This window comes from Candidatus Neomarinimicrobiota bacterium, from assembly GCA_021734025.1.
GTDB lineage: Bacteria > Fidelibacterota > JAANXI01 > JAANXI01 > JAANXI01 > JAANXI01.
In genome coordinates, this window is sequence record JAIPJS010000012.1 from 1 (window position 1) to 23942 (window position 23942).

The following is a 23942-nucleotide window of genomic DNA, read 5'->3' on the forward strand; positions in this document are numbered from 1 at the left end:
TATGAATGATTATTTACGCTCATAGGTTACAAAACTGAAGGCATAGGGGTGACCATTTTCCTCAAAATCCTCCCGCTCAACTTCCTCCCATTTCGAGGGGTCAATCTGCGGAAATCGGGTGTCACCTTCGAAATGTTCGTGAATAAGGGTGAGATACATGCGATCGGTTTGCGGCAAGGCTTCCTCGTAGATAGACGAGCCACCGCCGACCATGATTTCATCCGCATCACCCGCTTCATCGAGCGCTGCATCCAGAGAATGGACGACCGTTGCTCCTGGTGCCTCGTAGTCCTGTTGGCGGGTAACTACAATATTTTTTCGGCCCGGGAGCGGCTTTTTTCCCATGGATTCAAAGGTCTTTCGCCCCATAATAATCGGCTTCCCCATGGTAGTCTTTTTGAAGAATTTCAAGTCCGCCGGGAGATGCCACGGCAGATCGTTGCCCTTCCCGATGACTCCATTGTCGCTCATGGCTGCGATAATTGATACCGTCATACGGCCATCGGTGCTTTGATTCCCGGATGATGTTCGTAATTCTTCAGGGCAATATCATCCATGGAAAATTCGTCGATATCCGTAATATCGGGGTTGAGGCTCAAGGTCGGTAACGGTTTCGGCGTTCTGGCGAGCTGGGTTTTTACCTGGTCAAAGTGATTATGATAGATATGCGCATCTGAGAGTGTGTGCACAAATTCGCCGGGCTCCAGAACCGTCACTTGCGCCACCATATGTAACAACAGGGAATAGGATGCGATATTGAACGGCACGCCAAGAAACATATCACAACTCCGCTGAAACATATGCAAAGAGAGTTTTCCATCCGCCACGAAAAACTGGTACAGGATATGACACGGCGGCAGCGCCATCTGATCCAGTTCCCCGGGATTCCACGCTGTCACGATATGTCTGCGACTTGTGGGATTTTCCTTAATCTGCCGTATCACCTGTTTCAGTTGATCGATTTCCTCTCCCCCTGGATTCCGCCAGTGCCGCCACTGCACACCGTAGATCCGGCCCGCGTCACCTTCAAATTCCGCTTTCGGCGTCCAGTAGTCAGCTGAAACGTTGGCATCCCAGATATGGCAGCCCATCTCCTGTAACTTTTTGATGTCCCGGCTTCCACTGATGAACCAGAGCAGTTCCGCCTTCATCACGTCAAACGCCAGTTTCTTGGTTGTCACTGCAGGGAATCCATCGGCCATATCAAAACGCATCTGCCGCCCAAAAACGGCCCGGGTCCCCGTACCGGTCCTGTCCGGTCGATCCACCCCGTTCTCCAGTACATCTTTTAATACATCCAAATATTGTTTCATTATTTCTGCCGTTCGAATGAAAAATTTTAATGTCTAAAATAGGAGAAATTTTGATAGAGTAAAACCACAAAATTCAACGCGAATTTTCTTTAGATATTCGATTCTGCCTTCGGCGATACTTTTTCACCAGCCCTCGGTTTTCTTATACTGCCGAGATAAATTGCCGCCAATGCGATCAGGGCGCCGGCAACTTCTATCATACTGGTAGATCTGTGGAAAAACAGGATATCCCACACGAATGCTAAGCCGGGCTGCAGCAGTAATATCAGTCCGGCGCGCGAGACATCTATCTCCGGCAGAGATTTGGAGATAACTATCCACCCCAGGACCTGGCTGAAGAACGCGTATAACACCAGATACCCCAAATTCCCCACGTCCGGAATTGAGAATGATTGTCCCTGCACCAGCGTAGCGATGCCCAGAAAACCGGCAGACGCCAAAGACACTATCGCAAGGATGGCTCCCGGTGAATACCCGGCCGTATTGAATTGCAGCTTTCGTAAAACCAGGACGTAACTCGCATAGCACACGGCTGTCGCTCCGCCGAGCAGTATTCTGATCTTGTAATTACCACTCAGACTGCTCCAGTCCATACCAAAGATCAGAAACAGACCTCCCATTGCCAGTACAAATGCGCTGGCTAATCGCAGTGTCATCCGTTCTTTGTAGATTAAAACGCCGAATGCCGCGAGGAAAAATACCTGGAAATTTCCAAGAATGGTTGCCAGCCCTGGACCGATAAAGTCAATACTCTGGTGCCAAAATGCAAGGTCAGCGGAGAAAAACAGCCCTGCAAGAGCCACAGATCTAAGGAATCCGGGATTTCGCCAAATATCCTGAAGATTGCGAAAATGTATAGTCAACAGAATCACGCCGCCGAAGAAAACGCGATAAAATGCTGCTGGCGTTGGCGCTACATCCATGGCTTTGACAAACACGGCTGAGAAACTGATGAGAACAGCTCCCAGGCTTAGCCCAAGGACAGGATGTAGATTTTGCAGAGGTTTCAACGATTTACATTAACGGAGGGGAAAATTTATTATCACTAGTGCCTGGGCCATGGACGGTCATTACGGAGATAGTGCCCGTCCCGAAAATCCTTGAAGAATTTGGAGACCAACGGGTGTTTAATTGGCAGTCCCGAGTTGTCCGGTTCCAAGTTGGTCTGAGCGGCGTAGGTTACCTGCTGAGAATCATGGACCAGCACGTAATACCACGGTTGCTCTAATTTCGGCTGAGTCTGATTGGAAAAATACCAGGCGGCATCCGCCTCGCAGGTCGGGTCGAATTCCACGATAACGCCTCGATAACCATACCGTTTATGATGCACCAGTTGTCCGATTTCAAAGACAGGATCGATTTCACCGTCGTCTTCTACGGAGAGATTTTCGGATACCTTCAATTTAACGTCTTGATCCTGCAACAATTCATTGATCTGCCGGACATGTTCCTTGTCCGGTGGATCGTTCAGATTGGCCAATTCGTATTCCAGGGAGGAGCCGAATTCCGCCAGCGCCTCCGTCACCACTTCCCGAACCACCGGCGAGTCATCATCTATCAGCCGGAGAATATATGGTAAGTCGTCGCGAGTCGGCATTAATTGTATTCCGTTTCGTTTGCGTTTCTAATTTGATATAAAGATAAAAAATTAATACAAGAAATCTAAGGGGTGGAAATTGACCAAAATGTACTATCAGTTGCCCGATTAATTTCAGGATTTTGAAAGCCGAGCGGTGGTTGCACCCCAACCGCCCTCTGACTCATGGGCGGACGTATAACTTTTTACAATTGGACTTTTTTCCAGGATTGAATGCACCATTCGTCGAAGCGTTCCGGTACCCTTACCATGGATAATCCGGATATCATAGATTCCGCGTTTCCTGCACTCCTCCAGGTATTCCGGTATCAGATCTTTTACATCGCCGGGATGAAATGTGTGGAGATCAAGCGTTCCATCGATGGGGAATTCAACCGTGCCACTGGATTCCGGGGTATCGCTCATACCTGATCTTCCGGATGCAAAACGCCATTTTCAATGCATCCATCCTTGAGGTGGACGATTGTATTGCACCAGTCTGATATGTTCGGATCGTGGGTGATCATAATAATAGTATTGCCCGCCTGCCAGAGTTCGGAAAAGATCTTCATAATTTCCTCCCCGGAAGCGCTGTCTAGATTTCCAGTTGGTTCATCGGCCAGGATGATTCGCGGGTTATTCACTAATGCTCTGGCGATGGCCACGCGCTGTTGCTGGCCTCCGGAAAGTTCACCCGGTTTATGATCCATTCGGTCGGCCAGGTGGACGCGTTCCAGCAACTCGGTTACCCGCTCTTTCCGCTTTGAGGTGGACATCCCTGCAAAAATGAGTGGCAGTTCAACATTTTCGTAGGCGGAAGCGTACGGCATCAGGTTAAAGCTCTGGAAGACAAAGCCTATCTTTCGGTTCCGGATATCTGCCAGCTGGTTATCGGAGAGGGTTTCCACCTGCTCTCCGTCTAATGTATACTTACCCGCAGTAGGCGTATCAAGACACCCGATCAAATGCATCAGTGTGGACTTGCCGGACCCGGACGGTCCCATAATGGAGATAAACTGTCCCTCGTCTATCGTCAAATCGATGCCCCGTAACGCCTCCACCTGGATCTTGCCGGTATCATAGACCCGCGTAATGCCTTCCATGGTAATCATAAAAACTCCGCTCCTCAGTTATTCATAGCGCAATGATTCGATGGGATCAACTTTGGCCGCCCGCTGTGCAGGGAAAAAACCCGCCGCCAGTCCAACCACTCCGAGAATGACAGCGGTGGACAAAAATATCGGCACGGAAAACGTCGGCTTGCCCAGCAGTTGTAACGGACCGTCTCCGAACGGAATGTTTTGCAGAATAGTCACAATTATAAACGCAAAGACACCGCCGATAAGCCCACCAATAACCGCAATCAGCGCTGCTTCCAGGATGAATTGCTGTTTTACATGGAATCGTTTGGCTCCCAGTGCGCGTTTTACACCGATTTCCCTGGTACGCTCTTTCACAGAGACATACATAATATTAGCCACCCCGACACTGGCAATCAGCAGCGTTAATGCACCAATTAATCCCAGGAACAGCTGGATCCCGGTAAGCATATTGCCCATCATGCTGCTCTGTTCGATGGTATCCCAGATTCCCAGCGCTTTGGAGTCTTCCGGATCGAATCGGTATTTCCGTCCCAGGATTTCGTAGACCCGCTTCTCCACCAATGGCGCCAGTTCGGTCCGATTGACCTGGTAAACGATTCGACTCAGATAAGTTCGGCCTTCCAGCGCTTTCAATGTTGTTGAGGGTATTGACGCTTTAGACGCATCCGGGCCCCCGTACATGCTCATCTGCATTTTTTCCTGCATCACGCCGATGACCGTAAAGGGGGTGCCGCTGATGTGGATGGTTTCCCCAATCGGATCAATTTCGCCCATCAATCGGTCTTTCAGTTCGTTCCCAAGGAACACGACCCGGCGGCGCTGTTCGATATCGGTTTTATTGATAAAACGTCCCCCTGCCTGCGGATAATGCGTTCGCATGTACTCGAACGGCGGCAATACGCCTGTGGCTCGCTCGGTCAGCGTCGTTTCGCCGTACGTAAACGACTGCCCCCAGAGATCGTACTCGCCGCTGATCCCTGTAATCTCCGGAATCTTCCCTTTCAAGAGTTCCACATCTTCGTCGGTAAAGCCGATTCTTCGTCCCCGGGGCAATCCCTGATAGGTTTTCGATGTTTGCCCGCCGTACAAGATGACGATATTCACCCCGAGTCCCTTATTTGCCGTCAGAAGCTGCCGTTTCAGTCCCTCACCGAATGAGAGTAACAAAATGATAGACAACGTACCCCAGGCAATACCGGAGACCGTCAGCCAGATCCGCTTTTTCTGGGATCCCATTTCGCGAAAGAACAGCCGGAACAAATACCATTGTTTCATAACGTTATTTCCTTATGGCGATGACCGGATCGAGGTTCGCGGCTCTGCGCGCCGGAAACCAGCCGGCGATAAGTCCGATAGCACCGAGGACAATTATAGTTATCGCGCTTACCAGTGGCGAAATTTGCAGCACCCCTACAAATTCCTGAATAGGGAACATATTCCCAGCGAAGACGATCGCAGTGGAAAGGCTGTAACCGATAACTCCGCCGATCCCGGTGATAACTAGCGTCTCCATCAAATACTGCCCCAGGACGTATCGCTTCTTTGCCCCGAGCGCCTTTTTAATACCAATTTCCCGGGTTCGCTCCTCTACCACAACATTCATAATATTCGAAACTCCGATACCACCTACAATAAGTGTCATTCCACCGACGATCCCGAGAAAAATGATAAACCCGGAGAAGAACGTTTTGAAAAATTTTTCATTCCCGGAAGTATCCCAAATAGCCAATGCCTCCCGGTCGGTGGGATCGAATTTGTGCCGTTTGCCCAACACCTGGTACACCTTGTCTTTCAGCTGCTCGGTGAACCGGACATCTGTGGCACGATATACCATATTGGACAAATACCGATCCCCGTAAATTCCGCGATAGGTGGATGCCGGAATCAAAATCCGTCCATCATCGCCACCGTTATAATTGGAGTTTTGGATCTTCGGCTTTAAGACACCGATCACCTGAAACGGGATCGCATTAATATAGATTGATTCCCCAAGGGCCTCACCTATCCCAAAGAGGTCTTCTTCCACCTGATCCCCTATAAATACAACGCGTCGCCGCTGTTTCATATCCAGTTGGTTTAAAAATCGTCCACCTTCGGCGGCAATCATATTCCGCATTTGCTGAAATTCCGGATAGACCGCGCTCAGGTTAGCAGAATACCCTTCGGTCCCGACGCGAACCCGCACATTCCGGGAGTACTCCGGGCTAATTTCACCAAGTTCCGGAATTTGCTGGCGCATTACCCGGATATCCGATTCCTGGAAACGAATGTATCGTCCCCGGTTGAAGCCCTGGTACGGCTTGGATGTCCTGCCACCCCACATAATGCAGATTCCCTCGCCCATCCCGTGGGAGGCTTTAAGCGAAAATGCATAAAACGCCTCACCAAACGTGAGAAGCAAAATAATTGCCACCGCACCCCAGATGATACCAAACAGAGTGAGTACCGTTCGTAACTTCTGGTGTCGTAAATCCCTGAAGAGCTGTTGGATGTTTTTCCAGAACATGGTTTACGGCAGTGTTATAGTGTTCATGTGTTCGGGTGTTAAAGTTTTCATCCTAGCCCAGTCTCTTCCTTCTTTATTTATCATTCTACAAGCCTGTGTTAAGGTGTTATAGTTGAAAATGGTCATGCGTCGAGTGTCTTTTGTCCACCGTCTCCGGGCCTCCGGTTTTATTCTATGACTTTCGGCGGGCGCTCCACTACCAGCGTGCTGTCTTCCAGACCGTCAGTGACTTCCGCATAGACTCCATCGCTCAGGCCAATTTCGATGCGGCGATTTTCTACCGTGCCATCTGCCAGTTCGACTTCTGTGAAGATGGTGTCTTCCTCAAATGTGAGGAGCCGCTCTGGGATCTGCAGCACGTCTTTCGCGCGCTTGATAATGATATCAGCATTGGCAGAATACCCTGCACGCAGTTCCGTTGAGTCAGAACTCTGGATAACAATCTCAATATCGAACAGTGTCGCGTTTTCCTCTTTCCGCGCTTTCGGTGAGATACGGTCGACGGTGCCTTCAATAACTTGCCCCGGCAGCGCTCCTATCTTGATCTCGGCGGGCATGCCAACCTTCACCTTCCCGACGTCAATTTCATCGATAGTGCCGCGGAAGATTAATTCGTTCATATCTGCCAGCGTAAAGATCGGGGTTCCTGCCTGGTAAGATGTCAGCGGCACTACCGGATCTCCGACGTTGACAAATTTTTCCAGTATGGTTCCCGTAATTGGCGCCTTTACCTTGGACTCAACTACCGTCGATTCGGACTGAAACGTACCCTTTTCCAGCAACGAGAGTCGCTCTTTATTCAGGGTCAGTCTGAGATTCGCCTCGTCCAGATGGAGTTTCTGGGCCTCGAATTCCTGGGCAGAAATCAGGTTTTTCTCCAGTAGTTGTTTCTGCCGGTTATACCCCCGCTCGGCCTGCTCATAGGCCACTTCGGCGATTTCTACATTTCGGCGGGCCTCGGTCAATTCCAGGGGGGTGGGATCCGGCGTGATATTGACCAGTGGCATCCCCTCTTCAATTTCATCGCCGACCTCGGCGTAAATCTGTTTAACATTGCCGGCAATTTTGGATTTGACCTGAATTTCATTCACCGAGGTAATCGTTCCGACAGCCAGTGCCTTCTCTACAATAGTACCCCGGGTGACCGGTAAAGTTTTGTATGTTTCCTGCTCACTTTTTCCATTTTTGGTGGCAAGGAAAACCACACTCACGACCAAAACAATTCCGATAACGATAAATATCCACTTTTTCATACCGGCCCCTCTTACCTCGGATTTAGAAAAATTTGTATTGTTCAGATTCCATGATTTATGGTGTATTCAAAAGTCATATGTACTCTAAGCAAATGAAGTGCCAGCGCCTCGTAAATCGCTGATTTTGCGACTTCCCGGAATAAAAAACTACTGGTCCGTACCCAATGGCACCGTAAACTCCCTAACGTGGTGAATACCGTGATATGTAATGAATCTTTCATCTATATAAAAGTGATATGGTTTATATCAATGTGATATAGTCTAAGGAATTCTATCACTTTTTTGGGACTACCTGGCATTTGAAAAAATTCGAATGACAGCATTCGTATTGCTTACTGCGTATTACGTTTAAAGATGAAGGTCGGAGTCCACCAGGGCGGAGAACGTGTGGGCAACCTGAACAGGACGCGTAACTGAAGACTCGGGACACCAGACTCAATATGTCCCTTGATTCTAACCGCCTTTAATCGGCATATTTAGGTAAGGTTAATACTTGGAAATATGGATACGTTAAAATACGCATCGACGATATTAATACTGAAAATACAAGCAGATGAAGTGACAGGAGGCGAACATGGGTAATTTTCAGAATACTGAGGTAACATGGCTCGGGCATTCGACATTTCAGTTTAAATCCCCCGGGGGAAAGGTCGTATTGATCGATCCCTGGCTGAATGAAAATCCTTCGGCACAGATCTCAGCGGAAGATATTGATCATGTCGACATTATAGCACTCACCCACGGTCATTTCGATCACTTCGGAGACACGGTATCTATTGCAAAGCGCACCGGTGCCACAGTGGTTTCTATCTTCGAAATTTCCCAATATCTGGGTAGACAGGGGATAGCGGAAGACCAAATTATCGGAATGAATATCGGAGGGACAGTTGATGTGGACGGAATCAAGTTTACGATGGTGCGTGCCGTCCATAGTTCCGGTGTTTCAGGTGAAGAAAGTATCGTGGACGGCGGAGACCCGGCCGGTTTTGTTATCACTTTTGAAAACGGATTCACGGTGTACCACACCGGTGACACCGACCTGTTTGGCGATATGAAATATGTCGGCGAACTGCATGAACCGGATCTCATGCTGACTTGTATCGGTGATCACTTCACCATGGGGCCGAAAGCCGCGGCGAAAAGCGTTGAATTAGTGAAGCCCCAGCACGTCATTCCGATGCATTACGGCACATTTCCACTATTGACGGGTACGCCGGAAGAACTAGTCAACAACCTGTCCGGAACTTTAAAGGATGCCGTGATTACTGCGGAGATCGGGACACCGTTGAATTAGTTTGCCTTGACTGAACCATCCTTAATTTTAAAAAGCCTGCGGGTTGCGTCCCGCAGGCTTTTTTTACATTTTTTCCTCTTACGAACCCTCAGAACCCGGAATACCTTACTCAGATTCCGTTTTCCATGGCGGAGAGCAATTCATTGCTGAGCACCTGGATAATGGTATCGTATCCGGTATAGTGCTCTGAAAATTCCTCAGTCTCTTCCTTAAAATCGAATGCATAGCCATCTTCAAAGGAAATTTTGGCTGTTCCGTATATGTATGCACCCTTATATACTACGAATTTTGGCAAGTTGGGGTCTCTGGGTTCGCGATTTCGAGACCGGTAATGATATTGGTGCGCTTCGCTCCCACATGATCGTGCAGCTCCCTGGATATCCGTTCCCGCTCATTTTGCAGCTGCTGCATTTCCAATCTCCGTATTCGGCGCTTTAACCGGTACCGGGAAGTGTTCTTTTAAAATCCAGGGTAGTCGAATCCGTGGGATCGTATGGGAAATGGGTGATCTCGTCGGTGACAAGGTCAATCCGGTTTAGCCCGCTCTGGCTGGTGGTTACCCACAGGTTCCCGTGGGAATCTTCAAAGAAATCACGGATTAATCCGGTGGACAGGGAGATGGAATCGGAAGGATTATAGGAGTACTGTTTTATATCATGGCCATTGAATCTGTACAGACCTGCTTCAGAGGCAAACCATAAGAACCCCTGACTATCCTGGAAGATGTCCAGGACAGTTCCACTCATTGATTCAGGAAAGGAATACCGACGAAACTCGAATTCACGGTCCTGTGCGATGAGCTCCGATAACAGGCTGCAGAACATCAGCCCAATACACAACAGGGCAATTCGTCTGAACATTTCCGGTCTTCCTGCAATGTTGTCTGTTTAAGTAAAGAAATAACCAGCGCGAGTGCTATAAATTAGTGTCAGAATTCAGGAATAAACAGAAGTAATCGGGGACCTGATGGGGGCAGTTTCCTATGATTTTTCCTGCTGTTCCAAAGATTTTCCGGCGGTTGAGAAAAATAAGCCTGAGACTGCCTCTTGCCATCTATCTTGATATTCATAGGTCTGGCAAGTACTTTTTTCCTATAACAACGAGTGGGGGATTAGCATGAAGTCAATTGTATCACAAGATCAGATCAAGGCCGGAAAAGTTACCGACGTCTATTTCGAGCGGACCCGTCAGATTCTTGAAGAAAAAAACATTCATAAAACAGTCACAGCAGAATTCGTGTGCAAAGGCTTCCCCGGGGAATACGAGTGGGCAATATTTGCCGGGCTCAATGAAGCCGCAGAAATTATTAAAGATCTCCCCATAGATATTGAAGCCGTCCCGGAAGGCAGCGTATTCCACGAATATGAACCAGTCCTCACACTCACCGGCGATTACCTTGATTTTGGTATATATGAGACAGCGATTCTCGGTTACCTGTGCCAGGCATCCGGCATTGCTACGAAGGCTGCTCGCTGCCGGAAAGCCGCAGGCGAAAAACCCATGGTCAGTTTTGGCGCCAGGCGGATGCATCCGGCGATTGCCCCGGTCGTCGAACGAAACGCCTACATCGGCGGATGCGATGGGGTCGCATCGGTTGCCGCCGCGGAATATCTGGGACAGGATCCCGTGGGCACCATCCCCCATGCGCTCATCCTGATTATGGGCGATACGGTGGAAGCGACCAACGCATTTAACGAAATCATTGATGAAAAAGTGAACCGTATCAGCCTGGTGGATACATTCTCCGACGAGAAATTCGAAACGCTCCGGGTGGCGGAATCTCTGGGAGATGCGCTGTTCGGCGTCCGCCTGGATACGCCAAGCAGCCGACGAGGTGATCTTCTGGAAATCATGAAAGAGGTCCGGTGGGAACTTGACCTGCGGGGATTCGACCATGTGAAACTATTTGTCAGTGGCGGATTAGATGAATATACAATTACCGAATACAATTCTGTCGCCGATGCCTATGGCGTGGGCACCTCCGTCAGTACGGCACCAGTCATCGACTTCTCTCTGGATATCGTGGATATCGAGGGCGAACCGATGGCCAAGCGCGGCAAAACATCAGGGCAGAAAATGCTGTGGCGGTGTGAATCGTGCCTCCGTCAGAAAACGGTACCGAAACAGGCTGATGCTCCAGGTTGCATGGAATGCCGTACACCGATGCAGCCGCTCCTGAAGCAGGTGAAATCCGCTGATTCCGAAACTATCGAGATATCCACCCACAAAACTGTTCGGGATTATGTGCTGAAGCAGCTCCCCTATATCTCACTGGATCTGCCGTAATGGCCGAAAAGTACCGGGAGATCGATCACACAGCTGACGCCGGTCTCCGTATCTATGGAACCAACCTAAAAGAACTTTTTATCCATGCCGCCGAGGGAATGTTCTCTATTATTGGTTCTGGCGATTTCCCGTCCGGAGAGCCCAGGGTGACCGAAAATATCCGTATCGACTCTGCTGACAGGGAGCTGCTTCTCAAAGATTGGCTGAGCGAACTGCTCTACCTCCACTCAGCAAACCACTGTTTATTTAACCACTTCACCATCGAATCCATGACAGATACGTCACTGAAGGCAACGATTGCGGGCTTCACAATTCAATTTTCGGATGAAGACGGAATCCAGGATGTCAAAGCAGTAACCTACCACGGCCTGAAAGTAACTCAGGACGCCAATGGATTCGAAGCACAGGTGATCTTTGATATCTGATCAATAGCAGTGTTATGGTGTTCGTGTGTTAATGTGTTAAAGTTAAGTCGTAAAATCCTGTTTCCTCAATGTCTTGCAGGAAGTTGGTAGTAACGGCCTTAGCCGTTCTATTTCATGGCTCTTTTACGAATTACCACTTTATCAGTAATTCAGTATTTCAGTATTGATGTAAAAAGTATTTTCAACTATATTGGTTGCCGAATAGTAGAAACAACGGGGACAATATGCATACCACAAAAATTAATAATCGGGGACAAATAACTATTCCGAAGGAATTGCGAGAAAAATATGATCTCGAGCCAGGCAGCGAAGTAATCTTTGAGGAAACCTCTGGCGGCATTGTGATAGAAAAGGGTGCAGTCGTCCCGGAATGGTTTGCGAAAATGGGAGCATCTCTCAAGGAATCGTTCGATGATTTGCAGAAGGAGCGATACAAAGATTTTTCTTCCATCGAAGATCTAATCGACGATCTGAACGCCTGAGAAACCTGTGCAACAATTTCATCATTTCAGGCGGACAGGACGTTTCAAGCGAAGTTGGAAAACCTACATCAGGAAAAATCCGGAATTAAAAACAAAAGTCGAATCCACATTGCGGAAATTTGCACAAAATCCCGAATTGCCCGGTTTACATATAAAAAAAATCAGGGGAACTGACAATTTATGGGAAATGTCTGTTGATAGGAATATCCGGATTGTTTGGTTTCCGAAAGAAGAAACAGCGGTCCTTCTCGATATCGGTCCCCCTACAGTTGACAAATTCCCGGAATAACCTCTATGTTTAACAGGAGATTAAAGGTAACCAATTCAAAGAGGTGAAAGACCATGGCCGTTGATATCCGCCAAATCGATGAACATACCTGGGAAATTCCCAAAACCGGCAATATGCGTGTTCCGGGGCGCGTTTATGCGAGCGAAAAACTGATGCAGGATATTCGGAATGATCAGAGTCTGCAGCAGGTGCAAAACGTGGCCCACCTCCCCGGGATTGCCAGATATTCTCTGGCCATGCCGGATATTCACTGGGGTTACGGTTTTCCCATTGGAGGGGTCTGCGCAACTGACGCAGAAGACGGCGTTGTTTCACCCGGTGGCGTAGGTTACGATATCAATTGTGGCGTCCGGCTCATTTCGACCAAACTTCAGTTGGAGGATATACAAGATCGCATTCGGAATGTAGTCACCCAATTATATAATAATGTTCCCACAGGTGTGGGCTCCTCCGGCGCGATCAGGAAGGTTTCCAAAGAGAACTTTAAGAAGCTCATCACCCGGGGTGCAGAATGGGCTGTCTCCGAAGGGTTTGGCCACAAAGAGGATCTTGAATTTATTGAGGAAGACGGCTGTCTTGAGGCCGCAGATCCGGGTGCCGTGAGCGATCGGGCGTTCGAACGCGGCAAGACTCAGGTTGGAACTCTCGGCTCGGGGAATCACTTCCTTGAAATCGGCAAGGTTGATGAGATTTACCATCCGCAGGCCGCTTCCCTTTTCGGTTTGCGCAAGGACAGTATCGTCGTCATCATCCATACCGGATCCCGAGGATTCGGCCATCAAATTTGCGACGATCACCTCAAGACAACCATTAATGCCACACACAAGTACAATATCGATATCCCCGATAAACAGTTAGCCTGTGCGCCAATTAAGAGTGATGCGGGTCAACGGTATCTCGGCGCGATGCGCTGTGGTGCAAATTTCGCCTTTAATAACCGGCAGGTTATCATGCACCTGGCGGAGCAATCTTTCATGGACGCATTAAATATCACTCCCAGAGATCTGGGATTCAACCTGGTCTACGATATCTGCCATAACATCGCCAAGTTTGAAGATCACGGGACCAATGGTCACTCCGAAAAGCTCTGCGTCCACAGGAAAGGTGCAACACGCGCGTTCGGTCCGGGAAGCACTAATGTTCCTCGCAAATACACGGATATCGGACAGCCGGTGCTCGTCCCCGGCGATATGGGGCGGTATTCATATGTCTGCGTCGGGACATCCAAAGCCATGGAAGATACATTCGGCAGTTCGTGTCACGGGGCCGGACGACAAATGAGTCGCCGCCAGTCCAAAAAGCAGAGTCGCGGCAAGGACATCTACCAGGAGCTCCGGGATCGCGGCGTGGAAATCCAGGCAGCCGGTAATCGCACCGTCGCCGAAGAAATGCCGCATGCCTACAAAGATGTGGCCGACGTAGTGGAAGTCATGCACAATGCCGGTATCACCTCAAAAGTCGCGCGCTTTAGACCAATTGGAGTGATTAAAGGGTAAGGGTAGTGATAAAGTATCAATGTGTTCGGGTACTCAGGTGTTCCAGTATAGCAGTGAATGGTGATTCGCCACGAAGAAGTTAAAGGTGAAACGATTCAGTTATCAGTAATCAGTTATTAAAAATGTGAATCGTGAATAGTAAATGGCGAAGGGAAAAACTGTAAAATAGAAAGTGACTCGCCGTTGACAAAGTGAGAAACTACGATGAACCATAGCGCAGATTTTGTTGGTAGTGACCGCTTTAGCGGTATTTGTTTGTGTTAGGCGGGGGCTTTTTATCCCTAAGATAAAAGGTAATGGTTAATCATCTGCCATTTAACCGCACTTTAGAATGAACCAATATCACACACAACAAACAATTTTTTCCGGTTTCCCGTCTCCGGCCTCCGGTATCTTAGTCCCGGTTCCCGATCCGCTTCACGTAGATTTCGTCAGCAATTTCGCCATCGATAGCAATCTCGGTTTCGCCGACTTTAATCACGAAGGACGGATGTCGCTGCGTCAGCACAAGTTCTGTCCCGGGCGTAACCCCCAATGATGTAAGCCGCTGGTAGCGTTTATGAAATTCCGGTGTGATGAATGCAATCCGAGCCGGAGCCCTCAGTTCCAGTTGACGGACGGAGGACAGAATCGGTTTGACCTCACTGCGGTACCGCTTACAGCATTTTCCCTGGGGAATTGGCCGGCCGTGTGGGCATTGGGGAGGATGGCCCAAAAAAGTACACACGCTCTCAGTAACCTCGGCACTCAGGATGTGCTCCAGTTCGCAGGCAATCGTTTCCGTCTCTCTCATATCAACGTTGAGCACATCCTTAAACAGGCGCTCGGCCAAACGATGACGACGGATGATTTTTGCAGCGGTGGTATCGCCTTCCGGCGTAAACTGAAAATTCCCGTTCGCCCGGGTAATTAACCCTTCCGATTCCATGGTATCCAGCGTTTCCGTATCAATTACAGGCTGGTTATCCTCTGCCATCAACTCCCGGAAATCTTCCAGGGAATCCGTTCCCCTTTCTCTGGTAATCCAGAGGTATTCCAACGCTTCTTCAATGAGTGAGTTCTGTTTGCTCATGCTTCTCCGTCTTATTTTCCGAAGGTTCTTCCCTGGAAAAGAGTCGTTTAAAAAAGTTGATTGTTTTAGACTCGGCTGGAATGTACTCATAGCGACAGTTCGGGCACATTATCATCCCGCACTGCTTGGACAGCGGACAGGCCGAATTGCAAAATTCGTGCGTTGAGTCAAAATCGTATCCACAATATGGGCAGGTGTTATCCATTATACCCCAGTATTAGAGTGTTTGTGTGTTCGAGTGTTCATGTTTTGTATTCCTAATCTTAATCATACTCTGTTGTTCATAGTTTCAAGTATCCAGGTCTTTCCATATACCCTATTTTATTAAAACGTAATTCCTGTCCACACCAGCACCCAGTGCAATCCGCCAGAGACCAGCAGGGCAAACGGCAGAATAAACGCACTCATATAAATGGCCGTTTTCACGCCGCGCTCTTTGACAATCATCAGAAGGTTTGCGATACACGGCATAAATAGCGTAATTGCTACCAGACTTACTAATACCTGGTTGGGATCAAGCAGTCCCTGTTTCGCCAGGTCAAACAACCCGGCCGCTCCGAAATCCCGTCGGAGAAAACCGATAAGAAAAGCATCGGTGGCTTTCGCCGGCAGGCCGAGAAATCCGCTGACCACAGGTGAAGCTACATTCCTGATGACATCCAGCAGATGGATTTTGTCAAATACGAACAGGATGAATGTCCCGATGAAAAACAGCGGTACCGCTTCCCGGAGATACCATTCGATCCGCGCCAGCGTTTTGATAAAAATATTACTCAGAGTCGGCCGGCGAATTGGCGGCAGTTCCAGCACAAAATCCGAGCCTTTGCCCTTGACTACCTTGGAAGAGAGATATCCCACTAAAAGCAGGATGCCAACCACCAAACCTGCCCAGAGGACAGACGCTCCGAACGAAAGCCCACCCAACATCCCGAGAATCACACCAAGCTGCGCCGAGCACGGCACCCCAAGCGCCAGTAAAAGCGTAACGATTACGCGTTCTTTTTTCGAATCCAGAATCCGCGTTGTCAACGTGGCCATTGTATCACAACCAAGTCCGAGCACCATGGGCAGAATTGCTTTTCCATTAAGTCCGATGGCTTTGAATATCCTGTTGACCATCACGGCGAGTCGAGGGAGATAACCCGAATCCTCCAGGATTCCGAATGCGATGAAGAATGTTCCCACAATCGGCAGCACAATAGCCACGGAATATGACAGCGCCATGGTGAGCAAGCCATATTCGCCGACCAGCATATCCTGAATCAACGGGAGCGGAATCAGCCATTCCACAGCAGTTGAAGCCCAGGGACTTATATACTTCCCAAATACCTGAATTTCCAAAAAGTCGACTAGGGTCCCTGCGCCTAACACCCCCACAAACTGGTACATCAGATACAATACACCTAATAACACAGGTAATCCCCAGAATGGGTGCATGGACCAGCGGCCGAATTTCTGTGTAAGAGTTTCGTCGCTGGTAGACTCAGAGGTCATCACCTGCTGGATCAGTTTCTCCGCCTCGTCCAGACGAATCCGTGTTATAATATTGTGGAGCGATTCCGGATAAATAGCTTCAGTTTCTGCTACGATGTCCTGAATATCACTAATGGCATCCTGGGAGATATACTCTTCAAGAAATGAAAAAAGCGAATCATCTCCTGCAAGCAACATAAGCGCCAGCGCTCGCGGAGAAATCCGGCTCGCGATCTTCTTCTCCGGAAGCAGTTCCCTGATCCGGCGTACCGACTGCTCAATGTGGTCCGTATACTGTATTCCGTATTGCGACTTCCGGGGAGTGGTCAGAATCTTCTGAACCTGGTCAAGTCCCTGTTTTCGGGTGGCAACTGTTCCAATCACGTCGACGCCTAACAGTCGGCTCAGATGCTCCGTATCGACAGTGATACCCCGGCTCCGGGCCTCATCCAGCATATTCAGGCAGACGGCGAACGGGACGCCCATCTCTGCCAGCTGGATGGTAATCAGGAGTCCGCGGCGGAGGTTTTTCGTATCAATGACCTGGAGAATATGCTCCGGGCGTTCATTCAGAATAATGTTGCGGGTAACGAGTTCGTCTTCACTGGAAGGAACGAGATTATTAATGCCCGGTGTGTCGATCAAGGTTTTGGGCGGACCGGCCCCGAATCCGTTTTGACCCGTATATTTTCCCCGGGCGATTTCAACAGTGGTTCCGGGATAATTTGAGACAGTTACATACGATCCGGTCAAATAGCCGAACAGTACACTTTTACCGACATTCGGATTTCCGACAAGTGCAATTTTTTTATCAGAGGTATCAGTATACGCCTCGGTCTTCTGCCCGTGGTGGTTGTGACTCATATAATGTGTATTCCCCTATTCTCCGTCATTCCTGCCCGACCGACAATCGCTGCAAAGCCCGTAAATTTGGACCACATGCTTAGAAGGTTCGAAATCAAAAATCTCACACAGGCGTTCCTGGTGTTTCCGCAAATTCTCGTCGGTAAATTCGAAAATCTCCCCACATTCCTCACATATCATATGGTCGTGATATTTTTTATCTGCCGCATATTCGTAGCGGCTCCGGCCTTCACCGAAATCGATTTTTCGAACAAATCCGTGATCGACCAGCAGATCCAGCGTGCGATAAATCGTGGCCCGGGAAATGCGCTCATCATCCTGCCAGAACTGATACACCAGATCGTCAACCTCCCAGTGCTGGTCAGAATCCGCTATTGCGGCGAAAATCCGTTTGCGCTGGGGCGTCATCTTCAGATTTTCTTTCCGCAGCGCCTCTTTGAATGTGGATAATTCGTCTGTTTTCATATCTTTCACTAATTGAGATTCAATCTCAATTGAATATAGAGGAACCGTGGTCAGGTGTCAATTAAAAATTGGAGAAGAATACTGAAATAATGTTTCGTCAACGATTTTCACTCACAAAAAGGCGATTACTGAGGAAAATTACATCTCTTTTATTAATTGTCCCCAGTCGCACCTACTGCGCCGCTTCCTGCTGAGCCTCCAGTTCATCTATCCGTCGTCGGGCAAACCGGCCGAAGTTACTGGCCGCTCCCTTTTCTCGGATAATCCGTTCATACAACTGAATCGCTTTATTCGGCTTCTGTAATTTTTCATAAGCATTTCCTGCCTTCCAGAGTGCAGAGGCGGCCCAGTCCAGTTTCGTCGGCGGATTCAGATACGGCACCTTCAGGTACTCGATAATTGCGCGAGTATACTTGGCCTGGTTAAAATACGCTTCCCCGATCCAGAACTGGATTTCCGAGGCTGATTGTGCATCGGCCTCACGCAAGAGTGCACTCAGATGTTCAATGGCACGTTCGAACTCCCGCATATTCATGAGAAAGTTCCCGATCTGGATTCTGGTGGAAAACGTATTATCGGCTTCCGGGAATTCCGCCACATAATCCCTGCCCAGGGCGATGGCAGAATCCCATAATCCTCGCTCCTCATACAATTTCATCAAATTGCTCATTGCCACCTGTTTGAACTCTCCTGTGGCGCCATGATCCAGTGCGTTCCGGTAGGCCTCAATTGCATTCGCCGGCTGCTCCTGATCATAATACACAGTCCCAAGAGTGATATAGACCTGTGCAATAACAGGATGATCAGGATAGTTTACCGTCAGGTCGGTTAACATGTTGATGGCCTGATCATAATTATTTGTGATCACATACTGTCGGCCTAACTCATATCGGACGTTCACTTCAAAATCTGTGGAAATATCATGCTCCAGGATGTCCTGCAACATCGGTACGGATTGCTGGAATCCCTTTTCATTCGCTAGTGCCTTCGCCGTCTCATAACGAAAGCGCAGCACCGGTTCCGCATCATCATCCAGGTCATAGGTTTCCCGATACTCATCAATCAGCGAGTTGGCACGCCGGGTACTCCCGTTACGAAGCTGCGCAATGATGAGCTGTTGCCAGATTTCGCTGCGGAAGTCACCTACAGCTTCATCCAGGAGTTGATTGTACTCTTCCGCAGCCGATTCGTAATCACCCAGTTCAAACAACATATCCGCTGCCGACTTCCGAAGTCGGATCGCCCTGGGGCTCGCACTATTTCCCAGAGAAGCAGCCGCCTGCTGATAATACTGACGGGCTTCGTTATAACTGTTTTCCCTGGATGTCTGCTGTGCAATAAATTCGTAGGCGTTCGCCAGGAATTCCGCCTTTTCCCCGTGTTCAGTATACCACCGGTACATTTCGATTGCTTTTGATTGCTGTCCTGCTTCTTCGTACGCCAGTGCGGATCGGTAAATTGCCTCAACATTTTCCGTGGGACGATCCCCGATAAACAGACTAGTTTCAGGTCCGTCCGAGTTTGCGAGCGACGCGTACCATTCGGCAGCCTTCAGGTATTCACCGGTCCGCATATACAGCGTCCCGATCTGCTCGTTAACCATCTGTTGGTATGGTGTGTAAAATGCAGTACTCCGGATCCGGTCAGCATATCGCAGAGCCTCGGCATACTGGCTATCCGCAACCGAATACCGGAACAAGGCCCACCATGCTTCAGCGCCATAATGAGATGTAGAATAATTCGCCGAATACCATTCGTAGTATTTCCGGGCGGGACCCCGGTAGCCAATTTCCTCAGCGAGCGACGCAGCGAGCCTGATTGTCTCAGGAGATTCTTCCGATCCCAGACTCGATTCCAGATAATTATTCAGTATTCGAAACGCAGCGGAATCGTTACCCGTCGCCTGATATGCCTTCGCCTGGGAAAGAATTATCGCTTCGGAATTGTTCTCCGTAGCCAGATCATCGAAATACGCTATAGCCCGCTGCGGATCGGTCTTAAGGTATAATTCTCCTAAACGTTTCTGCGCCGTGAAATAAATACCACCTGATCCGGCTTCATCTGACAGGAGTGCCTCATATTCAGCAATAGCATTTGTGGCGTATTCCCCGCTTTCTTCGGCTTGCTCTTCCAACGTCGCAACCCGACTGAGAATATCGTAACTCCGGGCGAGATAGAAGCGTACCGAATCCTCCCGGGACGAAGAGAGATCTTCCTTTAACAGCGAAGTAAATTGCTGAATTGCCGTTTGATAGTTTCGTTGATCCCGGAAATAGATCATTCCCAGTTTGAAGTTGAGATCCGCGGGCTCCCTGTCCAGAAGTAGTTCTCCGAACAATGACGCCAAACTCTCATAACTCGTTTGCTTCCCGGGACTGTTCGCCTTTTCGATATACCAGAGATAATTCTCAGCATCACCACGCCAGAATGAATAGGGATATTGCTGCACCAACCGATTGAAAGCGTTTGTGGCTTTTGCAACCTGTTCCGTTTCCAGGTACGATTTCCCCAGGGAAAACAATACCTTGTCTACGCCAGTGTAATCCGGAAAGGAATCAGTGAGGAGCGTATACACCTCCATTGCCGATTGAGAATCGGAGAGTTGTCGCTGGTACAAATCACCGATGCGATGGAGAATCTCTGCTCGTTTATCCCCATGGCGTAACGCCTCAAGAGACCGGAGTGCCGCCCGATACTGTTCCTGTTCCACGGCGACCGCTGCCAGATGATCATGAATCAGGTTGACACGATCATCGGATAGTGTCTGTGCATTTTCTCTGAGGATCTGGGTGAATTGCTCGTATGCGTCGCCGGTCTGCCCTGCCTGTTCCAGCGCCAATGCATACTTAATCCTGATCGTACGGTTATCACCCGTATTGCCCTGTTTCGTTAATGACTGGGAATACAGTTCCGCGGCGCGGCTGTAATTTTCTCGGGCCCACTCCATATCGCCATGGTATTCAAATCCGGCTACGGCAACCGAGGGAAGATCGGACTCCTCAGCGTCTGAAAAATGGTCTTCCGCCACAGAATAATTTCGCTGGAGGAACGCCAGCCGTCCCTGTTCCAGCGTGGCACGCTCGGCAAGTGAATCGCGGCTGAATTCGTTTGTGATCCGTCCATAGATCTCTGAAGCTCTGGAGGCACCATATAGACGTTCGGCAACTTTCGCCCGCCACATCAATATCCGGCCACGCTGTTCTTCACTGGGAGACGAATACAGCGCTTTGTCCAGTTCATTCCAGGCGAGCCGGCTTTTTCGCTGTTCAAGGTACAACTGCCCCAGACGAATTCTTGCGTCGATGGCCGCCGGCGAATCATAAAAATTTTCCACGACGGCATTGAGCAAACTCTCGGTCAGGTTATCATTGGAAGCCCGCTGAGCATCTGCCGCGCCACGGAGCAGACTTTCACTGGCACGATCGCCGTCAGGATAATACAGGTACAGCCGTTGAAACGCTTTTGCCGCCCGCTCCCAGCGTTGCTCTTTCTCAAAGGTTTCCGCAATCAGCCAGAGCGCCTCTTGAGCTTCCGGCGTACCGGGATGATCTAAGTCAACCTCCTGAAATGCCCGCCGGGATTCGTCATATTGTTGGATTTCCATCAACGATTTACCAATCCGGAGTGCAGCGGCCGCGCGGTGACTTCCCCTCGGGTAATCATTTAAATACTGCCGGTATTGTTCCAGCGCAATCTCGTACAGCCCATCCTCATACAGTTCGTTCGCGTAGAGGTACGCCCGCTGTTCCTGGGTATTCTGCGCCAATATCGTAGCGGGCAATAGTGCTGCACATAGTAGACCAACGATGAATATCTTAGTTTTAAACATCAATTTTTGTCAGGTTTGCGTATTTAGCCAGAAGCTTTTTCTTTACATTCCCTGTAAATTTTACCACCAGTTTCTGATTGTCACCGGCCCCGGAGATATCCAGGATCTTTCCCCGCCCGAAAATCTTGTGCTTGACGGTGTCTCCGACCTGGATTTTTCCCTGGTTTTTCCTGCGTTCTTTCACTGAGTCTCCCAGTGACGTTCCTCGCGTTGTCCGAGTACGTGTACTTGTACCCCGGCTGGATCGCCCTGTTCCCATTCCGGACCCCGTAATCTCACGCTCCAGTAGTTCATCCGGAATCTCTTCTACGAACCGGGACGGCATGCTAAACATCTGCTCACCAAATCGGTTACGCTGTTTAGCCATCGTCAGATACACCCGCTCCTGTGCCCTGGTTATTCCCACATAGAACAATCGCCGCTCCTCGGCCAACTCCTCAGGATCTTCGGCCGACCGGGAGAGTGGAAACAGACCGTCTTCGACGCCGGTAATAAACACTACCGGGAATTCCAATCCCTTGGCACTGTGGAGCGTCATCAGTGTCACTGCATTGGTGTCCTCATTCCACTGGTCGATATCCGTCAGGAGAGAAACTTCCTCCATAAAGCCTTCCAGCGAGGGCTCCTCCGATCGTTCACAGTATTCCGAAACTCCATTAATCAGTTCCCAGATATTATCCAGGCGCTCCAACGCCTCATCGCTGCCATCATCCTTATACTGCTTCAACAGCTTGGATTCCTCCAGCATGACGGAAACCAGTTCTTCCACCGGGAGCTGTTCTTGCAGCTGCATATATTTTTCCAGGAATTCGACAAAGTCCAGTACTTTCGAGGTCAGCCCGGAATGAATTTCCACCTCCTCTGCTCGTTGCATCGCCTCCCAGAAGGTAATGCCATTGTCAAATGCGAACTTTTCCAACCGCTCTTCGGTTGTTGCTCCAATGCCGCGAGTCGGCTCATTCAGAACCCGTCGCATGGCCACCGAATCGTCCGGATTTACGATAACCCGGATGTAAGCCAACGCATCTTTAATTTCTTTGCGACCGTAGAATTTTGTTCCGCCAACCAGTACATACTTAATTCCATGCTGACGGAGTATGTCCTCCAGGGCACGGCTCTGGGCATTCGTACGGTAGAGAATAACGAAATCGCTAAATGTGCGCTTATTGGAAAAAACTTCCTGCTGAATTTTGTCCAGAACCTGCTTGGCCTCTTCCCGCTCATTATTTGCTTCAACCAGGGAAATCTTTTCCCCTTCTTCACCGGCGCTCCAGAGTTCCTTATCCGCCCGGACATCGTTATTCTTCACCACTGCCGTTGCTGCCGAAAGAATATTCTGAGTAGACCGGTAATTCTGTTCCAGCTTGTACACCCGGCAATCCGGAAAGGTCTCCTCGAACTCCAGGATATTCCGTACATCAGCGCCACGCCACCGGTAAATGGACTGATCATCGTCACCGACCACACAAACATTTTTGTGATTCCACGCTAATTGCCGTACGAATTCAAACTGTGCCTTGTTGGTATCCTGGTATTCATCCACCAAAATGTATTGGTACATCTTCCGGTACTTTGAGAGCACCGCCGGCTCTTTTTCAAACAACTCCAACGGCTTCATAAGCAGATCGTCGAAATCCATGGCGTTATTTTTCTTCAATTCCTTCTGGTAAGCCGTGTAGACATCCGCCACATTTTCCTCGTACAGGCTGCCCGCCTTTTGGGCATATTCTTCCGCCGAAACCATGGAATTTTTCGCATTGCTGATTGTACCCTGAATCGCCTTGGGGCGGAACATATCCGTGGACACATTATACTGCTCCATCAGTTTCTTGATGAGCCGTACCTGGTCATCTACGTCGTAGATACCGAAATATCGGTTGTATCCCAGTCGATGCCCCTCTTCCCGGAGCATTCGGGCACAAATCGAGTGAAAGGTTCCCATGTGAAGGTCATCTGCAGCCGGGCCGATAATCTCCTGGATGCGTTCCTTCATTTCACTGGCCGCTTTATTAGTAAAGGTCACTCCGAGAATATGGAACGGTGGGACGTTCTTCTCCGCAACCAAATACGCGATGCGTGATGTCAACACCCGGGTTTTGCCACTCCCTGCCCCTGCAAAGATCAACACCGGCCCCTCTGTCTGCTTTACCGCTTCTCTCTGGACATCATTCAGTTCTTCAAGCAGTTGCATAGACTGAGGGTACCTTTCCGTAATG

Annotated in this window: 21 protein-coding genes and 1 pseudogene; 5 read left to right on the forward strand and 17 right to left on the reverse strand. The window is 49.3% G+C overall.

Annotation, left to right across the window (positions count from 1 at the left end):
* Positions 1-9 precede the first annotated feature (9 nt).
* The 9 genes and pseudogenes from K9N57_12470 to K9N57_12510 form a co-directional block, all read right to left on the reverse strand.
* On the reverse strand, positions 10-495 hold the full coding sequence (locus K9N57_12470; protein MCF7804998.1) for a dihydrofolate reductase: 486 nt from the start codon (positions 493-495) through the stop codon (positions 10-12).
* On the reverse strand, positions 492-1313 hold the full coding sequence (locus tag K9N57_12475) for a thymidylate synthase (GenBank protein ID MCF7804999.1): 822 nt from the start codon (positions 1311-1313) through the stop codon (positions 492-494). The genes K9N57_12470 and K9N57_12475 overlap by 4 nt, the downstream gene beginning before the upstream one ends.
* An 89-nt stretch (positions 1314-1402) precedes the next feature.
* Positions 1403-2296: pseudogene (locus tag K9N57_12480) on the reverse strand (DMT family transporter).
* 62 nt (positions 2297-2358) lie between these two features.
* Positions 2359-2910: a heat shock protein HspQ gene (gene hspQ / locus K9N57_12485; protein MCF7805000.1), complete on the reverse strand. Its 552-nt coding sequence runs from the start codon at positions 2908-2910 to the stop codon at positions 2359-2361.
* A 114-nt stretch (positions 2911-3024) separates the two neighbouring features.
* Positions 3025-3315 carry a Smr/MutS family protein gene (locus K9N57_12490; GenBank protein MCF7805001.1) on the reverse strand — a complete coding sequence of 97 codons (291 nt, stop codon included), beginning with the start codon at positions 3313-3315 and terminating at the stop codon, positions 3025-3027.
* Positions 3312-4001, reverse strand: a complete 690-nt coding sequence (locus tag K9N57_12495) for an ABC transporter ATP-binding protein (GenBank protein MCF7805002.1) — start codon at positions 3999-4001, stop codon at positions 3312-3314. Before K9N57_12495 ends, K9N57_12490 begins: the two co-directional genes overlap by 4 nt.
* An 18-nt stretch (positions 4002-4019) precedes the next feature.
* On the reverse strand, positions 4020-5267 hold the full coding sequence (locus K9N57_12500) for an ABC transporter permease (protein ID MCF7805003.1): 1248 nt from the start codon (positions 5265-5267) through the stop codon (positions 4020-4022).
* Positions 5268-5271: 4 nt separating this feature from the next.
* Entirely contained in the window at positions 5272-6498 is a 1227-nt protein-coding gene (locus tag K9N57_12505; protein MCF7805004.1) for an ABC transporter permease, read from the reverse strand.
* Positions 6499-6665: 167 nt separating this feature from the next.
* Positions 6666-7751 (reverse strand): efflux RND transporter periplasmic adaptor subunit, encoded by a 1086-nt coding sequence (locus K9N57_12510; GenBank protein ID MCF7805005.1) that lies wholly within the window; start codon positions 7749-7751, stop codon positions 6666-6668.
* 574 nt (positions 7752-8325) lie between these two features.
* Here K9N57_12510 and K9N57_12515 point away from each other — a divergent pair.
* On the forward strand, positions 8326-9045 hold the full coding sequence (locus K9N57_12515) for a metal-dependent hydrolase (protein MCF7805006.1): 720 nt from the start codon (positions 8326-8328) through the stop codon (positions 9043-9045).
* Positions 9046-9154: 109 nt separating this feature from the next.
* On the opposite strand, the gene K9N57_12520 is transcribed toward K9N57_12515, so the two are convergent.
* The 3 genes from K9N57_12520 to K9N57_12530 are packed head-to-tail and all read right to left on the reverse strand — an operon-like array spanning position 9155 to position 9905.
* Positions 9155-9340: a hypothetical protein gene (locus K9N57_12520; protein MCF7805007.1), complete on the reverse strand. Its 186-nt coding sequence runs from the start codon at positions 9338-9340 to the stop codon at positions 9155-9157.
* Complete coding sequence (locus K9N57_12525) at positions 9325-9471, reverse strand: hypothetical protein (protein MCF7805008.1); 147 nt, start codon at positions 9469-9471, stop codon at positions 9325-9327. The genes K9N57_12520 and K9N57_12525 overlap by 16 nt, the downstream gene beginning before the upstream one ends.
* A gap of 8 nt (positions 9472-9479) precedes the next feature.
* Positions 9480-9905 carry a hypothetical protein gene (locus tag K9N57_12530; GenBank protein MCF7805009.1) on the reverse strand — a complete coding sequence of 142 codons (426 nt, stop codon included), beginning with the start codon at positions 9903-9905 and terminating at the stop codon, positions 9480-9482.
* Between the two features lie 256 nt (positions 9906-10161).
* Between K9N57_12530 and K9N57_12535 the strand changes: the two genes are divergently transcribed.
* The 4 genes from K9N57_12535 (at position 10162) to K9N57_12550 (ending at position 14023) form a co-directional block, all read left to right on the forward strand.
* Positions 10162-11331, forward strand: a complete 1170-nt coding sequence (locus K9N57_12535) for a nicotinate phosphoribosyltransferase (protein ID MCF7805010.1) — start codon at positions 10162-10164, stop codon at positions 11329-11331.
* Positions 11331-11756: an archease gene (locus K9N57_12540; GenBank protein MCF7805011.1), complete on the forward strand. Its 426-nt coding sequence runs from the start codon at positions 11331-11333 to the stop codon at positions 11754-11756. The genes K9N57_12535 and K9N57_12540 overlap by 1 nt, the downstream gene beginning before the upstream one ends.
* 224 nt (positions 11757-11980) lie before the next feature.
* Positions 11981-12238: an AbrB/MazE/SpoVT family DNA-binding domain-containing protein gene (locus K9N57_12545; GenBank protein MCF7805012.1), complete on the forward strand. Its 258-nt coding sequence runs from the start codon at positions 11981-11983 to the stop codon at positions 12236-12238.
* 342 nt (positions 12239-12580) lie between these two features.
* Positions 12581-14023 (forward strand): RtcB family protein, encoded by a 1443-nt coding sequence (locus tag K9N57_12550; GenBank protein MCF7805013.1) that lies wholly within the window; start codon positions 12581-12583, stop codon positions 14021-14023.
* A gap of 394 nt (positions 14024-14417) precedes the next feature.
* Here K9N57_12550 and K9N57_12555 read toward each other — a convergent pair whose 3' ends face one another.
* The 5 genes from K9N57_12555 to pcrA form a co-directional block, all read right to left on the reverse strand.
* Positions 14418-15095: a metal-dependent transcriptional regulator gene (locus tag K9N57_12555; protein MCF7805014.1), complete on the reverse strand. Its 678-nt coding sequence runs from the start codon at positions 15093-15095 to the stop codon at positions 14418-14420.
* A 324-nt stretch (positions 15096-15419) separates the two neighbouring features.
* Positions 15420-17432 carry a ferrous iron transport protein B gene (gene feoB, locus K9N57_12560; GenBank protein ID MCF7805015.1) on the reverse strand — a complete coding sequence of 671 codons (2013 nt, stop codon included), beginning with the start codon at positions 17430-17432 and terminating at the stop codon, positions 15420-15422.
* 15 nt (positions 17433-17447) lie between these two features.
* Positions 17448-17897 carry a transcriptional repressor gene (locus K9N57_12565; protein ID MCF7805016.1) on the reverse strand — a complete coding sequence of 150 codons (450 nt, stop codon included), beginning with the start codon at positions 17895-17897 and terminating at the stop codon, positions 17448-17450.
* Between the two features lie 172 nt (positions 17898-18069).
* Positions 18070-21726, reverse strand: a complete 3657-nt coding sequence (locus K9N57_12570) for a tetratricopeptide repeat protein (GenBank protein MCF7805017.1) — start codon at positions 21724-21726, stop codon at positions 18070-18072.
* Positions 21719-23917 (reverse strand): DNA helicase PcrA, encoded by a 2199-nt coding sequence (gene pcrA, locus K9N57_12575; protein MCF7805018.1) that lies wholly within the window; start codon positions 23915-23917, stop codon positions 21719-21721. Before pcrA ends, K9N57_12570 begins: the two co-directional genes overlap by 8 nt.
* Positions 23918-23942: the final 25 nt, after the last annotated feature.

Bases quoted from the DNA above. Each gene is read 5' to 3' on its own strand.
- K9N57_12470 (MCF7804998.1), bottom strand. From the start codon at position 495: ATGACGGTATCAATTATCGCAGCCATGAGCGACAATGGAGTCATCGGG.
- K9N57_12475 (MCF7804999.1), bottom strand. From the start codon at position 1,313: ATGAAACAATATTTGGATGTATTAAAAGATGTACTGGAGAACGGGGTG.
- hspQ (MCF7805000.1), bottom strand. From the start codon at position 2,910: ATGCCGACTCGCGACGACTTACCATATATTCTCCGGCTGATAGATGAT.
- K9N57_12490 (MCF7805001.1), bottom strand. From the start codon at position 3,315: ATGAGCGATACCCCGGAATCCAGTGGCACGGTTGAATTCCCCATCGAT.
- K9N57_12495 (MCF7805002.1), bottom strand. From the start codon at position 4,001: ATGATTACCATGGAAGGCATTACGCGGGTCTATGATACCGGCAAGATC.
- K9N57_12500 (MCF7805003.1), bottom strand. From the start codon at position 5,267: ATGAAACAATGGTATTTGTTCCGGCTGTTCTTTCGCGAAATGGGATCC.
- K9N57_12505 (MCF7805004.1), bottom strand. From the start codon at position 6,498: ATGTTCTGGAAAAACATCCAACAGCTCTTCAGGGATTTACGACACCAG.
- K9N57_12510 (MCF7805005.1), bottom strand. From the start codon at position 7,751: ATGAAAAAGTGGATATTTATCGTTATCGGAATTGTTTTGGTCGTGAGT.
- K9N57_12515 (MCF7805006.1), top strand. From the start codon at position 8,326: ATGGGTAATTTTCAGAATACTGAGGTAACATGGCTCGGGCATTCGACA.
- K9N57_12530 (MCF7805009.1), bottom strand. From the start codon at position 9,905: ATGTTCAGACGAATTGCCCTGTTGTGTATTGGGCTGATGTTCTGCAGC.
- K9N57_12535 (MCF7805010.1), top strand. From the start codon at position 10,162: ATGAAGTCAATTGTATCACAAGATCAGATCAAGGCCGGAAAAGTTACC.
- K9N57_12540 (MCF7805011.1), top strand. From the start codon at position 11,331: ATGGCCGAAAAGTACCGGGAGATCGATCACACAGCTGACGCCGGTCTC.
- K9N57_12545 (MCF7805012.1), top strand. From the start codon at position 11,981: ATGCATACCACAAAAATTAATAATCGGGGACAAATAACTATTCCGAAG.
- K9N57_12550 (MCF7805013.1), top strand. From the start codon at position 12,581: ATGGCCGTTGATATCCGCCAAATCGATGAACATACCTGGGAAATTCCC.
- K9N57_12555 (MCF7805014.1), bottom strand. From the start codon at position 15,095: ATGAGCAAACAGAACTCACTCATTGAAGAAGCGTTGGAATACCTCTGG.
- feoB (MCF7805015.1), bottom strand. From the start codon at position 17,432: ATGAGTCACAACCACCACGGGCAGAAGACCGAGGCGTATACTGATACC.
- K9N57_12565 (MCF7805016.1), bottom strand. From the start codon at position 17,897: ATGAAAACAGACGAATTATCCACATTCAAAGAGGCGCTGCGGAAAGAA.
- K9N57_12570 (MCF7805017.1), bottom strand. From the start codon at position 21,726: ATGTTTAAAACTAAGATATTCATCGTTGGTCTACTATGTGCAGCACTA.
- pcrA (MCF7805018.1), bottom strand. From the start codon at position 23,917: ATGCAACTGCTTGAAGAACTGAATGATGTCCAGAGAGAAGCGGTAAAG.